The organism is Erwinia sp. L03-1, assembly GCF_058686115.1.
This window is the reverse complement of the sequence record NZ_CM178762.1, coordinates 4,576,852-4,592,344: the sequence shown is the minus strand read 5'-3', so window position 1 is coordinate 4,592,344 and position 15,493 is coordinate 4,576,852. Positions and strand designations below refer to the sequence as shown.

The 15,493-nt window shown below is 57.3% G+C and carries 16 protein-coding genes; 11 read left to right on the top strand and 5 right to left on the bottom strand.

Annotated elements, in window-relative coordinates; genetic code table 11:
* Window positions 1-21 precede the first annotated feature (21 nt).
* From dapF to uvrD, 5 genes are all read left to right on the top strand, one after another.
* On the top strand, window positions 22-846 hold the full coding sequence (gene dapF / locus AC4PCC_RS21000) for a diaminopimelate epimerase (RefSeq protein ID WP_492125832.1): 825 nt from the start codon (window positions 22-24) through the stop codon (window positions 844-846).
* Window positions 843-1,550 (top strand): DUF484 domain-containing protein, encoded by a 708-nt coding sequence (locus AC4PCC_RS20995; RefSeq protein WP_492125831.1) that lies wholly within the window; start codon window positions 843-845, stop codon window positions 1,548-1,550. The genes dapF and AC4PCC_RS20995 overlap by 4 nt, the downstream gene beginning before the upstream one ends.
* Window positions 1,547-2,455, top strand: a complete 909-nt coding sequence (xerC, locus tag AC4PCC_RS20990; RefSeq protein ID WP_492125830.1) for a tyrosine recombinase XerC — start codon at window positions 1,547-1,549, stop codon at window positions 2,453-2,455. The genes AC4PCC_RS20995 and xerC overlap by 4 nt, the downstream gene beginning before the upstream one ends.
* Window positions 2,455-3,171, top strand: coding sequence for a 5-amino-6-(5-phospho-D-ribitylamino)uracil phosphatase YigB (gene yigB / locus AC4PCC_RS20985; protein ID WP_492125829.1), 717 nt, complete (start codon window positions 2,455-2,457; stop codon window positions 3,169-3,171). Before xerC ends, yigB begins: the two co-directional genes overlap by 1 nt.
* A 62-nt stretch (window positions 3,172-3,233) precedes the next feature.
* Window positions 3,234-5,396: a DNA helicase II gene (gene uvrD / locus AC4PCC_RS20980; RefSeq protein ID WP_067709743.1), complete on the top strand. Its 2,163-nt coding sequence runs from the start codon at window positions 3,234-3,236 to the stop codon at window positions 5,394-5,396.
* A gap of 158 nt (window positions 5,397-5,554) precedes the next feature.
* Here uvrD and AC4PCC_RS20975 read toward each other — a convergent pair whose 3' ends face one another.
* Entirely contained in the window at window positions 5,555-6,028 is a 474-nt protein-coding gene (locus AC4PCC_RS20975) for a WbuC family cupin fold metalloprotein (RefSeq protein WP_492125828.1), read from the bottom strand.
* Between the two features lie 91 nt (window positions 6,029-6,119).
* Here AC4PCC_RS20975 and ysgD point away from each other — a divergent pair, with 91 nt between their 5' ends.
* Window positions 6,120-6,176 (top strand): YsgD/CorL family protein, encoded by a 57-nt coding sequence (ysgD, locus tag AC4PCC_RS20970; protein WP_369815727.1) that lies wholly within the window; start codon window positions 6,120-6,122, stop codon window positions 6,174-6,176.
* Window positions 6,177-6,319: 143 nt separating this feature from the next.
* Entirely contained in the window at window positions 6,320-7,273 is a 954-nt protein-coding gene (corA, locus tag AC4PCC_RS20965; RefSeq protein WP_492125827.1) for a magnesium/cobalt transporter CorA, read from the top strand.
* A gap of 51 nt (window positions 7,274-7,324) precedes the next feature.
* Here corA and rarD read toward each other — a convergent pair whose 3' ends face one another.
* Both rarD and AC4PCC_RS20955 read right to left on the bottom strand, forming a co-directional pair.
* A complete protein-coding gene (gene rarD / locus AC4PCC_RS20960; RefSeq protein ID WP_492125826.1) occupies window positions 7,325-8,224 on the bottom strand; it encodes an EamA family transporter RarD in 900 nt (299 codons plus the stop codon).
* Between the two features lie 82 nt (window positions 8,225-8,306).
* Complete coding sequence (locus tag AC4PCC_RS20955) at window positions 8,307-8,780, bottom strand: thioesterase family protein (protein WP_492125825.1); 474 nt, start codon at window positions 8,778-8,780, stop codon at window positions 8,307-8,309.
* A 172-nt stretch (window positions 8,781-8,952) separates the two neighbouring features.
* Between AC4PCC_RS20955 and pldA the strand changes: the two genes are divergently transcribed.
* Both pldA and recQ read left to right on the top strand, forming a co-directional pair.
* Window positions 8,953-9,831, top strand: a complete 879-nt coding sequence (pldA, locus tag AC4PCC_RS20950; RefSeq protein ID WP_492125824.1) for a phospholipase A — start codon at window positions 8,953-8,955, stop codon at window positions 9,829-9,831.
* 57 nt (window positions 9,832-9,888) lie between these two features.
* On the top strand, window positions 9,889-11,715 hold the full coding sequence (recQ, locus tag AC4PCC_RS20945) for an ATP-dependent DNA helicase RecQ (protein WP_067709755.1): 1,827 nt from the start codon (window positions 9,889-9,891) through the stop codon (window positions 11,713-11,715).
* A gap of 60 nt (window positions 11,716-11,775) precedes the next feature.
* Here recQ and rhtB read toward each other — a convergent pair whose 3' ends face one another.
* Window positions 11,776-12,399 (bottom strand): homoserine/homoserine lactone efflux protein, encoded by a 624-nt coding sequence (rhtB, locus tag AC4PCC_RS20940; RefSeq protein WP_492125823.1) that lies wholly within the window; start codon window positions 12,397-12,399, stop codon window positions 11,776-11,778.
* A gap of 114 nt (window positions 12,400-12,513) precedes the next feature.
* On the opposite strand from rhtB, the gene pldB reads away from it, so the two are divergent.
* Both pldB and yigL read left to right on the top strand, forming a co-directional pair.
* On the top strand, window positions 12,514-13,506 hold the full coding sequence (pldB, locus tag AC4PCC_RS20935) for a lysophospholipase L2 (RefSeq protein WP_492125822.1): 993 nt from the start codon (window positions 12,514-12,516) through the stop codon (window positions 13,504-13,506).
* A gap of 69 nt (window positions 13,507-13,575) precedes the next feature.
* A complete protein-coding gene (yigL, locus tag AC4PCC_RS20930; protein ID WP_492125821.1) occupies window positions 13,576-14,376 on the top strand; it encodes a sugar/pyridoxal phosphate phosphatase YigL in 801 nt (266 codons plus the stop codon).
* Between the two features lie 56 nt (window positions 14,377-14,432).
* Here the strand turns inward: yigL and glpQ are convergent, their stop codons facing one another.
* Entirely contained in the window at window positions 14,433-15,482 is a 1,050-nt protein-coding gene (gene glpQ, locus AC4PCC_RS20925; protein WP_492125820.1) for a glycerophosphodiester phosphodiesterase, read from the bottom strand.
* Window positions 15,483-15,493 lie beyond the last annotated feature (11 nt).

The window sequence follows — 15,493 nt, the reverse complement described above, 5'->3', positions numbered from 1 at the left end:
ACATATTCGTCGGAGCAGAAAATGCAGTTCTCGAAGATGCACGGTCTGGGCAATGACTTTATGGTGGTCGATGCCGTTACACAAAACGTCTATTTCTCGCCCGAGCTGATCCGGCGTCTGGCCGATCGTCATCTGGGGATCGGTTTTGATCAGCTGCTGATCGTTGAACCGCCCTACGATCCCGATCTGGATTTCCACTATCGCATTTTCAACGCTGACGGCAGTGAAGTCGCCCAGTGTGGCAATGGCGCGCGCTGTTTTGCCCGCTTTGTTCGCCTGAAGGGGCTGACCAATAAAAAAGATATCCAGGTCAGTACGCAGTCAGGGCGCATGGTGCTCAGCGTGACCCAGGATGAGCGGGTCTGCGTGAATATGGGTGAACCCAACTTTGAGCCCCATCAGGTGCCTTTTCGCGCCAATAAAGCCGAAATTCTCTACCTGATGCGCACGGCCGAGCAGACGGTGATGTGCGGCGTGGTGTCGATGGGAAATCCTCACTGCGTGCTCCAGGTCGACAGCGTTAAAACCGCGCAGGTCGCGATACTGGGGCCGGTGCTCGAAAGCCACGAGCGTTTTCCCGAGCGGGTTAACGTCGGCTTTATGGAGATTGTTGACAGCGGGCATATCCGCCTGCGCGTCTATGAGCGCGGCGCGGGTGAGACGCAGGCCTGCGGCAGCGGCGCCTGTGCGGCCGTGGCGGTTGGCATCCAGCAGGCGCTGCTGGCAGAACAGGTTCGGGTCGATCTGCCCGGCGGCAGCTTAAATATTACCTGGAAAGGTCCCGGTCATCCGCTCTATATGACCGGCCCTGCCACTCACGTTTATGACGGGCTTATCCACTTATGAAAAATGTCGGGGAACAACAGGTTACCAGCGAACTGATGCTGGACGATCGTGCCGTTAGCGATTACCTGCTGCAAAATCCGGACTTCTTTATACGCAATGCGCGGCAGGTTGAGCAGATGCTGGTGCCTCACCCCGTACGCGGCAGCGTATCCCTGGTGGAATGGCAGCTGGGCCGTCAGCGGCATCATATCAGCCAGCTGGAAGAAGAGATCACCCTGCTGATGGAGCAGGCCAGCGCCAATCAGCAGCTGTTCGATCGTCTGCTGACGCTTCAGGCCCGTCTGGCCTCTGCCCCCAACCTGCATGAGATGCTTAACCGCCTGCATCGCTGGGCGCGCGAACTGGGACTGGCCGGGGCGAATGTGCGTCTGTTCAGCGAAAAGTGGCGCATAGGCGCACCTTCAGATTTTACCCAGCTTGCGCTGTCACGCCAGGCGTTTGAACCCGTTCGTATTCAGCGGCTCGGCAATAAGCAGCACTTCTTAGGCAGCCTGAATGGCCCCGAACTGCTGCTGCTGCTGCCGCAGGCGAAGGCGATTGGCTCGGTTGCCCTGTCGCTGATGGGCGAGCAGGGCGATCTGGGCGTACTCATTTTCAGCAGCCGCGACACCCAACACTACCAGTCCGGCATGGGGACGGTACTGCTCCAGCACCTCTCCCTGATGCTGCCCGAACTGCTGGCGCGGTGGGTTGAGCGCGTATGAGTAGCGATGCGCCTCTACTTAACGCCGTAGAGGGCTTTCTGCGTTATCTTAAGGTTGAACGCCAGCTAAGTCCGCTGACGCAAATCAACTACCAGCGCCAGCTGGCCGCCTGCATCGCCCTGCTGGAAGAGATGAAACTGCCCGACTGGCAGCAGCTTGATGCCGCCCGGGTTCGTTCACTGGCGGCCCGCAGCCGCCGCGCCGGTTTAAAGCCTGCCAGCCTGGCGCTGCGCCTCTCCGCGCTGCGCAGCTTTCTCGACTGGCTGGTCGCGCAGGGGGTGATAAAAGCCAACCCGGCAAAAGGCGTTGCGACACCGCGCGCGCCGCGCCACCTGCCTAAGAATATTGACGTGGACGATGTAAATCGCCTGCTGGAGATCGACATTAACGATCCGCTGGCGGTGCGCGATCGGGCCATGCTGGAGATCATGTACGGCGCCGGGCTTCGTCTCTCTGAACTGGTCGGGATCGACACCGGCCATCTTGATCTGGCATCGGGTGAAGTCTGGGTGGTGGGCAAGGGCAGTAAAGAGCGCCGCCTGCCCATAGGCCGGACGGCGGTAATCTGGATGGAACACTGGCTGGCGCTGCGCGAACTCTTTGCCCCCGAAGACGGCGCGGTCTTCCTGTCAAAGCAGGGCAAGCGCATCTCGACGCGCAACGTGCAGAAGCGTTTTGCCGAATGGGGCGTAAAGCAGGGCCTCTCCAGCCATATTCATCCACACAAGCTGCGCCACTCCTTTGCGACCCATATGCTGGAGTCCAGCGGCGATCTGCGCGCCGTCCAGGAGCTGCTGGGGCACGCCAACCTGAGCACGACGCAAATCTATACCCATCTCGACTTCCAACATCTGGCGTCGGTCTACGATGCTGCCCATCCCCGTGCGAAACGAGGAAAATCCTGATGCACTTTTACCGCCCGCTGCGACCTGTGGCGGCGATGTCGTTCGATCTCGACGACACGCTGTACGATAATCACCCGGTTATCCGTCGTACGACCCAGGAATCCCACGCTTTTTTACAGCAGTATCATCCCGCGCTTAACGGGTTTAGCGTAGAGAACTACCAGCAGCTGCGCGACAGCCTGCGCGAGCAGGAGCCGGACATCTATCATGACGTCAGCGAATGGCGTCGTCGCGCCATTGAGCTGGCGATGCGCCAGGCAGGGCTGAGCGACAGCGAAGCGGATAAGGGATCGCGGGTGGTGATGACGCATTTCACCCACTGGCGAAATCAGATTGCGGTGCCGGATGAAACCCACACCACGCTTGCCGCACTGGCGGAAAAGCTGCCGCTGATAGCGATCACCAACGGCAATGCCGATCCGCATCTGTTTGGCCTGGAAGACTATTTTACCTTTATTTTGCGAGCTGGCCCGCACGGGCGCGCCAAGCCGTACCAGGACATGTATCACCTGGCTGCAGAAAGGCTTAATCTGCCGCTGGAAAGCATTTTGCACGTGGGTGACGACCTGACCACGGACGTGGCGGGCGCGGTGCGCAGCGGCATGCAGGCCTGCTGGATTAACCTGCGCGGCGGCAATCTGATGCATATTGATGACGCCCGCCTGCTGCCCACGCTGGAAATTTCACGGTTGGCATCGCTGACCACGCTGATATAATATGCTGGTTAAATATCCAGTGGGGCGCGTGGCGCTCCTTTTCTCTTTTTCTGGTGGTGCCTGTGGACGTTTCTGAGTTGCTGGACAGTTTGAATGACAAACAACGCGAGGCCGTTGCCGCGCCGCGCAGCAACTTACTGGTGCTGGCGGGGGCAGGCAGCGGTAAAACCCGCGTGCTGGTGCACCGCATCGCCTGGCTGATGGCGGTGGAGAACTGCTCTCCCTATTCAATCATGGCGGTGACCTTCACCAACAAAGCGGCAGCCGAAATGCGCCACCGCATCGAACAGCTGATTGGCACCAGCCAGGGCGGTATGTGGATCGGCACCTTCCACGGCCTGGCGCACCGCCTGCTGCGCGCTCACCACCTGGATGCCAGTCTGCCGCAGGACTTCCAGATCCTCGACAGCGAGGATCAGATGCGCCTGCTCAAGCGTCTGATCAAGGCGATGAATCTGGACGAAAAGCAGTGGCCTGCCCGTCAGGGGATGTGGTACATCAACGGCAAAAAAGATGAAGGGCTGCGACCAAAGCATATTGAAAGCTACGGGAATCCGGTTGAACAGACCTGGCTGCGCATCTACCAGGCCTATCAGGAAGCCTGCGATCGGGCAGGATTGGTGGACTTTGCCGAACTGCTGCTGCGGGCGCATGAGCTGTGGCTCAACAAGCCGCATATCCTCAATCACTACCGCGAGCGCTTTACCAATATTCTGGTGGACGAATTCCAGGATACCAACAATATCCAGTATGCCTGGATACGCATGCTGGCGGGCGATACCGGCAAAGTGATTATCGTGGGTGACGACGATCAGTCGATCTACGGCTGGCGCGGCGCGCAGGTTGAGAATATCCAGCGCTTCCTCAACGACTTCCCGGGCGCGGAAACAATCCGCCTTGAGCAGAACTACCGCTCGACCAATAATATACTGAAGGCAGCCAATGCCCTGATCGCCAACAATACCGGTCGGCTGGGCAAAGAGCTGTGGACCGACGACAGCGACGGTGAGCCGATTGCCCTCTACTGCGCCTTTAACGAGCTGGATGAAGCCCGCTTTGTAGTCAACCGCATCAAGGTATGGATGGAAAACGGCGGTGCGCTGAACGACTGCGCCATTCTCTATCGCAGTAACGCCCAGTCGCGCGTACTGGAAGAAGCCCTGCTGCAAACCAGCATGCCCTACCGGATTTATGGCGGAATGCGCTTCTTTGAACGTCAGGAAATCAAAGACTCGCTGGCCTATCTGCGGCTGATCGCTAACCGTAATGACGATGCGGCCTTTGAGCGCGTGGTGAACACGCCAACGCGCGGCATTGGCGATCGTACACTTGATGTTGTCAGGCAGACCGCCCGTGAACGGCAGTTAACGCTGTGGCAGAGTACGCGCGCGCTGTTGCAGGAGAAAGCGCTGGCCGGACGCGCCGCCTCGGCGTTACAGCGCTTCAGCGAGCTGGTGGATTCGCTGGCCCAGGAAACCAGCGAGCTGCCGCTGCACGTTCAAACCGACCGGGTGATTAAAGATTCGGGCCTGTGGTTAATGTACGAACAGGAGAAGGGCGAAAAAGGCCAGGCGCGAGTTGAGAACCTTGAGGAACTGGTCAACGCCACCCGGCAGTACAGCTATCAGGATGAAGATGAGGATCTGATGCCGCTACAGGCTTTTCTCTCGCATGCCGCGCTGGAGGCGGGCGAAGGTCAGGCAGATAAATGGCAGGACGCGGTGCAGCTGATGACCATGCATGCCGCGAAGGGCCTGGAGTTTATGCAGGTGTTTATCGTCGGCATGGAAGAGGGCATGTTCCCCAGCCAGATGTCGCTGGAAGAGGGCGGCAGGCTGGAAGAGGAGCGTCGGCTGGCCTACGTCGGCGTCACGCGCGCCATGCAGAAACTGACGCTGACCTTTGCGGAAACCCGCCGCCTGTACGGTAAAGAGGTTTTCCACCGTCCCTCTCGCTTCGTTGGCGAACTGCCTGAGGAGTGTGTGGAAGAGGTTCGCCTGCGCGCCAGTATCAGCCGTCCGGTCAGCCATCAGCGCATGGGGACGCCGGTCACGCAAAATGACAGCGGGTTTGCCCTGGGCCAGCGGGTACGCCACGCTAAGTTTGGTGAAGGAACCATCGTCAACCTGGAAGGCAGCGGCGATCACAGCCGTCTCCAGGTGGCGTTTCAGGGGCAGGGTATTAAGTGGCTGGTGGCCGCCTATGCGAAGCTGGAAACGGTCTGAGTTACACGTTTCCTTTGCCTTCTACGCTTTAACGGATAAGGCGAGTCTCTGCGCCCTGTCCGTTGGGCGGGCCTGTCTGCTTAACGGGTAAATCTCAGCGACTTACCCGTAGGTGTGGCTTACCCAACGAATCTCAGCGACTTACCAGCAGGTGTAGCTTACCCGCCGAACCGATCGCCCGGCTGGGCATGTGCATACCATGCCATCACCGCTTCCGTGCCCTCAGCGCCCTCTGGCGGTGCCCAGTGCATACAGTCATCTTCCGTTAGTGGCTGATACGGCCCGTGCTTAACTTCAAAGATCACGCCACCCGCATCCAGCGACAAAACCGCATGCCAGGTCAATGCCGGGATCTCCTGTAGCAGAACCTCTTCACCCAGTACGGTGCGATGAGTCACCACGCCTTCATCATTAAACTGCAACATCACAAAACGCCCCTTCAGCGGCGTCAGCAGTTCCCAGGTCTGGGGGTGACGGTGCGGGCGAATGTAAGTGTCGGGCTCCATGGCAATTGCCAGACGCTGAACCGGGTCGCTCAGCTCTTCGTGCAGCGTACGGTGCGCGCGAAGGCGCGGAACGCTGGCGGCCTGCCCGCTCATTTTCACCAGGTCTGCATGCGTAATTTGTTTCATTTTGATCCTTCTATGATTGTGGGCCACAGGTTGACGGCATTTTCAGCACAGCGTAACATGCGCGCACCATTACCCTAAGAGGACATTCGCCTTGGACACACCCAGTAGATACTGGCTCATTGACCTGGATAACAGGTACAACTCCTAAGGCTATCCTCTTCTGCCGATAGCCTTCGTGGTTGTTGGCGACCGCCCTCCCGTCGCTCTGAGTCAGATTCACTCGCTGACCGAAACGCTTGTTTCCCGTGTTCCAACGCTAGTCCCATGTTACTGCAGATTGGGAGTACAGCTATGCTGAGCGCATTTAAACTGGATCAAAGCCGCTTAACCCGCCTTGAGCTTGAGGAACCCAACGATCAACTGGTCAGTTCGGTATGGGTTGATCTGATCGAGCCTGACGATCAGGAACGCACACGCGTCCAGTCCGAGCTGGGCCAGAGCCTGGCTACCCGCCCTGAGCTGGAAGATATTGAGGCCTCCGCACGTTTCTTCGAGGACGAAGACGGCCTGCACATCCACTCCTTTTTCTTTTATGAAGATGCAGAAGACCACGCCGGAAACTCCACGGTCGCGTTTACCGTTCGCGAAGGCCGCCTCTATACCCTGCGTGAACGTGAGCTCCCAGCGTTTCGCCTCTACCGCATGCGCGCGCGTAATCAGGTGCTGATTGATGGTAATGCTTATGAACTGCTGCTGGACCTGTTTGAAACGAAAATCGAACAGCTGGCGGATGAAATTGAAAACATCTACAGCGATCTCGAAAAGCTCAGCCGGGTCATTATGGAAGGACAGCAGGGCGATGAGTTTGACTCTGCGCTGTCAACGCTGGCAGAACTGGAAGATATCGGCTGGAAGGTTCGCCTCTGCCTGATGGATACCCAGCGCGCGCTTAATTTCCTGGTGCGTAAGGCCCGGCTGCCGGGTAATCAGCTTGAGCAGGCGCGGGAAATTCTGCGCGACATTGAATCGCTGCTGCCGCATAACGAATCCCTGTTCCAGAAGGTGAACTTTCTGATGCAGGCGGCGATGGGCTTTATTAATATCGAACAGAACCGCATCATCAAAATTTTCTCGGTGGTCTCCGTGGTGTTCCTGCCGCCAACGCTGGTGGCCTCCAGCTATGGCATGAACTTTGAGTTTATGCCTGAGCTGAAGTGGAGCTTTGGCTACCCCGGCGCCATCGCTCTGATGATCCTGGCGGGGCTGGCGCCTTACGCCTACTTCAAGCGCAAAAACTGGCTCTGACGCCGCCATGCGGATGCCATTCACCCCGACTGTCAGGGTGAATGGCATCTGTCAGACAGGCAGCGGCTGCCTGCGCCTGAACGTCCATATCGCATCAAAAATAAACACCGCCAGCGCGGCCCAGATAAAGCTGAAGGAGAGGACTTTATCCGGCGTCATCTGTTCGCCGTAAAAAATAACGGCCAGCAGGAACATCAGCGTCGGGCCAAGATACTGAAAAAAACCGACCGTGGAGAGGCGCAGGCGCGTGCAGGCGGCGGTAAACAGCATCAGCGGGACGGTGGTCACCACCCCTGCGGCAATCAGCAGCAGGTTGAGATGTAAGGTATTCTGGCTCAGATGGCTGGTATGGCTGTCGGCCACGCCGAAAAGATAAATGGCGGCCGCCGGGAGCAGCCAGGTGGTCTCAATCAGCATGCCGGTCTGGGCATCCACGCCAATTTTCTTGCGCAGCAGGCCGTAAAAGGAAAAGGTCACCGCCAGGCCCAGCGCAATGACCGGTACCGAGCCAAACTTCCACAGCTGAAGCAGGACGCCGCAGGCGGCCAGCATCACCGCCAGCCACTGAGCCCGCCGGAAACGCTCCCCCAGAAACACCATCCCCACCAGCACGTTGAGCAGTGGATTAATGAAATAGCCCAGGCTGGCCTCCAGCAAATGCTGGTTATTAACCGCCCAGATAAACAGCAGCCAGTTACCGGCTATCACCGTGGCGGAAAGCGCCAGCAGCAGCACTTTCTTCGGCTGACGAAGCGTCAGCTTTACGCTCTCCCAGTTCCGGCAAAGGCTAACCAACAGCAGCATAAAGAAAAATGACCAGATTACCCGGTGCGTCATGATTTCAGTGGGCGGCACCTCCTGAATCAGCTTGAAGTAGGCAGGTGCTACACCCCAAATAAAATAGGCACACAGGGCGAACAGTACGCCCTGTCGCGTTTGTTGCGCGTCCATGAAAATTTACTCCGTTAAATGAGTGGGTAATAGGCAGATTTTGTTGGTAAAAGCTGCACGGGCAGACAAGCTTTAATTTTTATTAGCCGACAAGATAGGTTGCCGTCGCGCTGGCGATGTAGACCCCCGTGTCGTTGTGCAGCTCCACCCGGGCAACGGCCACTTTGTTCCCCGCGCGTAGCAGGCTGCTGCTGGCGATAAAACGCTCTCCCCGGCCCGGCCGCAGATAATCCACGCGCATATCAATGGTGCCCATGCGCGAAAGTCGCTGGCGCAGCTCATCTTCGGTGATGCTCTCCTGACGGGTGAGGGCGCTGCTCACGCAGATTAACCCTGCGGCAACGTCCAGTACGGCGGCAATCACCCCACCGTGCAGAATGTGTTGTGCCACGTTGCCCACCAGCTTTGTCTGGTTGTCAAAACTGAGTTCGGCATAGTCCGGTTCCAGACGATCCAACCGCAGGCCCAGTGCCTGATTGAACGGCATATCATAGACAAATATATCTCCGATCAGGCGGCGGGCGGCGTCCTGAGGCAGAGAGACGGCTGAGGTCATAAGGCGTTTCCTTTGTGGCAAAATGGCACAGAGAGAGGGGCAACGGCATCACTGTTTTACGCTCAGCCCCTGCCGCGTTTTACTTTACACAATCAGCACTAATGTCCCCCGACGTTTCTGTGTAGAATGGCGTGCTTTTTACCCACATTACGTTCAATTCTGGAGAACACATATGGCTATGCTGAAAGGATTGCTGATGACAGCACTCCTGTTTCCCTCGTTAGTGCTGGCACAGGAAGCGACGGTCACGGAAGTACATGACCAGCCTGCCGTGCGCGGCAGTATCATTGCTAACCTGCTGGAAAAGCATGACAACCCCTTTGTGCTTTATCCCTATGAAAGTAATTACATCATTTATACCGATACCAGCAGCATCAATAAAGAGGCGATACAGTCTTATAGCTGGGCGAATAAGGCGAAGCACGACGAGGCAAAGTTTCAGCTGAGCCTGGCGTTTCCACTGTGGCGTGGAATTGCGGGCGACAACTCGGTGCTCGCGGCCTCTTATACTCAGGATTCCTGGTGGCAGATCTCTAACCGGGGCGGCTCATCCCCCTTCCGCGAAACGAACTATCAGCCGCAGATTTTCATCGGCTGGGCAACGGATTACTCGTTTGCGGGCTGGACGCTGCGCGATGTGGAAACGGGCCTGAACCATGAGTCCAACGGGCGTTCCGATCCAACCTCCCGCAGCTGGAACCGCGTATACGCCCGGCTGATGGCGCAGAACGGCAACTGGATGGTGGAAGCGAAACCCTGGTACCGCATTCCAGAAAGTGAAAATAATGATGATAACCCAGATATCACTAAGTACATGGGGTATTATCGCCTGACGGTAGGCTATCAGTGGGGCGAAAGCATCTTCAGCGTGAAGAGCAACTATAACTGGAACACCGGTTACGGCGGCGCGGAGATGGGCTGGAGTTATCCACTCAGTGAGCATATGCGCTTCTACACCCAGCTGTTTAGCGGCTACGGTGAATCACTGATTGACTACAATCATCGCCAGACGCGTATTGGCGTCGGCGTGATGCTGAACGACCTGTTTTAATGCTCTCGGGGTGGGCCGCCTGGCGCTGGCCCGCTCATCATCAGATTTGGGGAATATGTGTCTACGGCAGCAGTAATAAATCAGGAAGCGTTGGCGGAACAGGTACTACAGGATACCTTCGGCTACCAGCAGTTTCGCCCCGGACAACAAACGATTATTCAGGCCTCGCTGAAAGGGCGAGATTGCCTGGTGGTCATGCCTACCGGCGGCGGTAAGTCGCTGTGCTATCAAATCCCCGCGCTGGTCCGTGAAGGCCTGACGCTGGTGGTCTCCCCCCTTATTTCACTGATGAAAGATCAGGTGGACCAGCTGCTGGCCAACGGCGTAGCGGCGGCCTGTCTGAATTCAACGCAGACGCGTGAAGAGCAGCAGGAAGTGATGGCGGGCTGTCGCACCGGGCGGATCAGGCTACTCTATATTGCGCCCGAACGTCTGATGATGGATAACTTCCTCGACGGCCTGATGCACTGGAATCCGGCGATGCTGGCCGTGGATGAAGCGCACTGCATCTCCCAGTGGGGGCACGATTTCCGGCCGGAGTATGGCGCGCTGGGGCAGCTGCGCCAGCGGCTACCGGACGTACCGGTGATGGCGCTGACCGCCACCGCCGATGAAACCACCAGAAACGATATTGCCCGGCTGCTTCAGCTTAACGATCCGCTGATTCAGGTCAGCAGCTTCGACCGCCCCAACATCCGCTATACGCTGGTAGAAAAATTTAAGCCCACCGAACAGCTGATCCGCTACGTGCAGGATCAGCGCGGCAAGTGCGGGATTATTTACTGCAACAGCCGCGCCAAGGTTGAGGATACCGCGGCCCGTTTGCAAAGCCGGGGTATGAGCGTAGGTGCCTATCATGCCGGTATGGACAATGCTCACCGCGCGCAGGTACAGGAAGCTTTCCAGCGCGACGATCTGCAAATCGTGGTGGCAACGGTCGCCTTTGGCATGGGCATCAATAAACCCAACGTGCGCTTTGTGGTGCACTTTGATATCCCCCGCAATATCGAATCCTATTACCAGGAGACGGGGCGCGCCGGGCGTGACGGCCTGCCGGCCGAAGCGCTAATGCTTTACGATCCGGCAGATATGGCGTGGCTGCGTCGCTGCCTGGACGAAAAAGCGCCCGGGCCACTACAGGACATTGAGCGTCATAAGCTAAATGCGATGGGGGCCTTCGCCGAGGCGCAGACCTGCCGCCGCCTGGTGCTGCTCAACTATTTTGGTGAAGGCCGTCAGCAGCCCTGTGATAACTGTGATATCTGCCTCGATCCGCCGCGTCGCTACGATGGTCTGGTAGAGGCGCAGAAAGCCCTCTCAGGGATTTACCGCGTCGGGCAGCGCTTTGGCATGGGCTACATTGTTGAGGTGCTGCGCGGGTCGAATAACCAGCGGATCCGCGACATGCAGCACGACAAGCTGCCGGTCTACGGCATTGGGCGGGAGCAGTCCAACGAGCACTGGGTCAGCGTGCTGCGTCAGCTCATCCATCTGGGTCTGGTGACGCAAAATATCGCAATGCACTCTGCGCTACAGCTTACCGAAGCGGCCCGGCCCGTGTTACGCGGCGAAACGCCGCTGATGCTGGCCGTGCCGCGCCTGGTCAGCGTGAAACCACGCAGCGGCAGTCCGAAGTCGTTCGGCGGTAATTACGATCGCAAGCTGTTTGCCAAACTGCGAAAGCTACGCAAAGCGATTGCCGACGAAGAGAATATCCCGCCGTACGTGGTCTTTAACGATGCCACGCTTATCGAGATGGCGGAGCAGATGCCCGTTACCGCCTCGGAAATGCTCAGTATCAACGGCGTGGGGCAGCGAAAACTGGAGCGTTTTGGAAAGTCTTTCCTGATGATGATTAAAGAGCATATTGATGATGAGGACTGACGCTTAATCGGGTTTGTCTACCCGGTGAACGAAAGGTCAATCGGGTTCAGCCTGTTCGCTTTATGCCATGCGTCGCGCAGAAGCTAACAGGACACCCACCGCCATAAACATTCCGCCAAAAATTCTGTTCAGCAGCGTCATCTGCCGGGGGCCCTTAATCCAGCCCGCAATGCGCGTTGCCAGCGTGGCGTAGCCAATCATCACGATGATATCGACCACCACGGTAGTGACGCCCAGAATCAGGTACTGCCTCAGCTGCGGCTGATGGGGAATGATAAACTGGGGAAACAGCGCGGCCAGAAAAACGATACTCTTCGGATTGGTCAGATTGACGAGGATCGCCCGCTTAAACAGCCTGCGGCGCGGCATCGCTTTCGCTACCGCCTGAAGATCGATGCCTCCGCCTGCACGCCACTGCTGAATGCCCAGCCACACCAGATAAGCGGCACCGGCCCACTTGAGTATTTCAAACGCCAGTACCGAATGGGAGAAGAGCGCGCCCAGCCCGATCCCAACCAGCAGAATGTGCAGCGACAGACCCACCTGAAGACCGGAAATAGAGGCGGCGGCCCCGCGAAAGCCGTGGCTGATGCCGGTGCTCATGGTATTTATCGCGCCGGAACCCGGCGACAAGCTTAAAACAGTGGTGGTTAAAAGGTAGGTCATCCACCATTCAACGGTCATTGGTTAAGGCTCCCTGGACAGGCAGAAGTATGACACAATACGACATATTAAAGGGTTGCGCTACGGGCTGACACGGGGTCATGCAGAGCGTTTGAAGATGTGAGCGATGAGCGGATGAAAAACCATCGTAACGGCTGGCCAACGCGGGAAAAAGCGTTTGCGGCATTTGCCACCGGGCCGCTGCTGGCGTTCTGGCAGACGCGTGAAGAAGGTGAATTTACCGGCGTAAATAACATCCCTATCCGCTACGTTCGCTTTCATGCGGCGCACCACGACAAGGTTATTTTACTCTGTCCCGGACGTATCGAGAGCTACGTGAAATATCCCGAGCTGGCCTGGGATCTTTTTCACTGCGGTTATGACGTGCTGATCCCCGATCATCGCGGTCAGGGACGATCCGGGCGGCTGCTGTCGGATCCCCATCGCGGACATGTGGACGCGTTTGAACACTATGTTGACGACCTGGAAACGCTCTATCTGAAAGAGATTGTCAGCCGCCACTATCGGCATCGCTATGCGCTGGCCCATTCGATGGGCGGTGCCATCCTGACGCTGATGCTGGCCCGCCAGCCCAAAGCCTTTGATGCGGTGGCGCTGGCGTCGCCGATGTTTGGCATCTATCTGTCGATGCCTCACTGGGTGGCTCAGCGTATTCTGAACTGGACGGATAAGCGTCCCGGTCTGCGCGAAGGTTATGCGCCCGGCACCGGAAAATGGCGGGCGCGGCCGTTTGGCCTCAACGACCTGACCCATAGCCGCGAACGCTACCGGCGAAATTTGCGCTTCTATGCCGACGATCCGCAGCTGCGCGTCGGGGGACCCACCTGGCACTGGGTGCGCGAAGGCATTCAGGCCGGTAAAAGTATTCTCAGTAAAGCCAAAGAAATCTCAACGCCGCTGCTGCTGCTGCAGGCCGGCGAAGATAAGGTGGTTGATAACCGGGCCCAGGATCTGTTTTGCCGGGCCATGACTGCCGCGGGTCAACCCTGCGAAGGGGGAAAACCGAAGGTTATCGTCGGTGCGCGTCATGAGATCTTGTTTGAAAAAGACAGCATGCGTGCCGAAGCACTGGATGCCATCGTGGCTTTTTTTGCCCGGCATCCCTGATTGCCCCACTCAGATATCACTCTTAACCGACAGGTAACGCTGTCCGCTAACCGATTAACCAGAGGTTTTATGTACCCTATTGTTGCTTCCGATCTTGATGGCACCCTGCTGTCGCCCGACCACCGTTTATCCTCTTTCGCCCGCGAAACGCTTCAGCTTCTGACGCAGAAAGGCGTGCATTTTATCTTTGCTACCGGCCGTCATTATATTGATGTGGCGCAGATGCGCGACAGCCTGGGTATTGATGCCTTCATGATCACCTCGAACGGTGCACGGGTACATAACATCGCGGGCGAGCTGGTTTTCAGCCAGAACCTGGATGAGGATATCGCCCGTGAGCTGTTTGCAATGCACCACGATCACCAGGATATTTTCACCAATATCTACCGTGATGAAGAGTGGTTTCTTAACCGGCACCGGCCGGAAGAGATGGATTTCTTTCGTGAGTCAGACTTCAACTATCAGGTTTATCAGCCTGGCGCACTGCCCACGGATGGCATTAGCAAGGTCTTCTTCACCTGTGGTAAACCGGAATTGCTGATCCCCCTCGAAGAGGCGCTGATTGCTCGCTGGGGCGATCGCGTGAACGTCAGCTTTTCGCTGCCGACCTGCCTGGAAGTGATGGCGGGTGGCGTATCAAAGGGTCACGCGCTGGACGCCGTTTCCCGCTCTCTGGGCTATTCACTGAAAGAGTGCATTTCGTTTGGTGACGGCATGAACGATAAAGAGATGCTGAGTATGGCGGGCAAGGGCTGCATTATGAGCAATTCTCACCAGCGCCTGAAGGATCTGCTGCCGGAACTGGAAGTGATTGGCAGCAACGCCGACAACGCCGTATGCCACTATCTGCGTCAGCTACATCAGGTTTAAGCCGCGCGGATTTCCGCCCCGGTGAGGGGCGGGAAGAGGATTAACGACGAACCGCGTTAGCGATGCAGGAAACTAACGGCTTTATCCGGGAAGTCGGTAAACAAACCGTCGACGTTCGCCTGATTATAGAGCACGTCATACAGCTCGTTGACGCTACCGGCCCAGGCGGGAAGCTGATCTGCCCGCACGGTATACGGATGGACGACCAATTTGCTTTCGTGAGCCTCTTTCACCATATCCGTCAGGCGCACGTGGCCTTGCGTTGACCCCTCTGCCACCAGCATATGGTAGTCGGGGCCAATGCCATCAGCATACTGCGCAATGGTTTTCATCGCGCCGGGCCTGAACATCCAGTCGTAGCTGTAGTTCACCCATTTTCCATTCTGCTGCTCCTGCGTCTCTTTATCCGCCGTTTCTGCAATCAGCTGTACCATGCGCAGATTCATCCCTCTGGCAGGCTCCAGCTCGGTTTTAATCCGCTTGACTTCGTTGTAATCAAAGCATTGCAGATAAACATTGTCGCTCTTGCGGGTGTAGCCGTACTGTTTCAGGACGTCGAGCACCTTCGCGGAGATATCTTTACCTGCTTTGCGGTGAAACCAGGGGGCTTTGATTTCGGTGTAGAGGCCAATATTTTTACCGGTTGAGTGATTTAGTCCCTGAATAAATTCGATCTCCTCTTCAAAGGTATGTACGCGGAAATCTGACTTGCCCATAGGGAAACGGCCGGGGAAGGTCTGTGACTTCTTGCCGTTTTTAATGCTAAAGCCTTCGGTAAACTTAAGGCCTTTGATTTCAGCCAGGGTGAAGTCGATAGCATAATAGCGCCCGTCGCTGCGCGCGCGGTCAGGATAGCGTTCGGCAACGTCGGTAACGCGGTCAAGGTAGTGATCGTGCAGCACCACCAACCGATCGTCCCGGGTCATGACCAGGTCCTGCTCAAGGAAATCGGCGCCCTGCGCGTAGGCCATCGCCTTGGCAGGGAGCGTGTGTTCGGGCAAATAGCCGCTTGCGCCGCGATGGGCAATCACCACCTTATCCTGCGCAGCCACCGCACAGAAGGCGGCGCTCATCATCACGGCGGCCAGTAGCGTATTTAGTTTCATCTGCTTCTCCT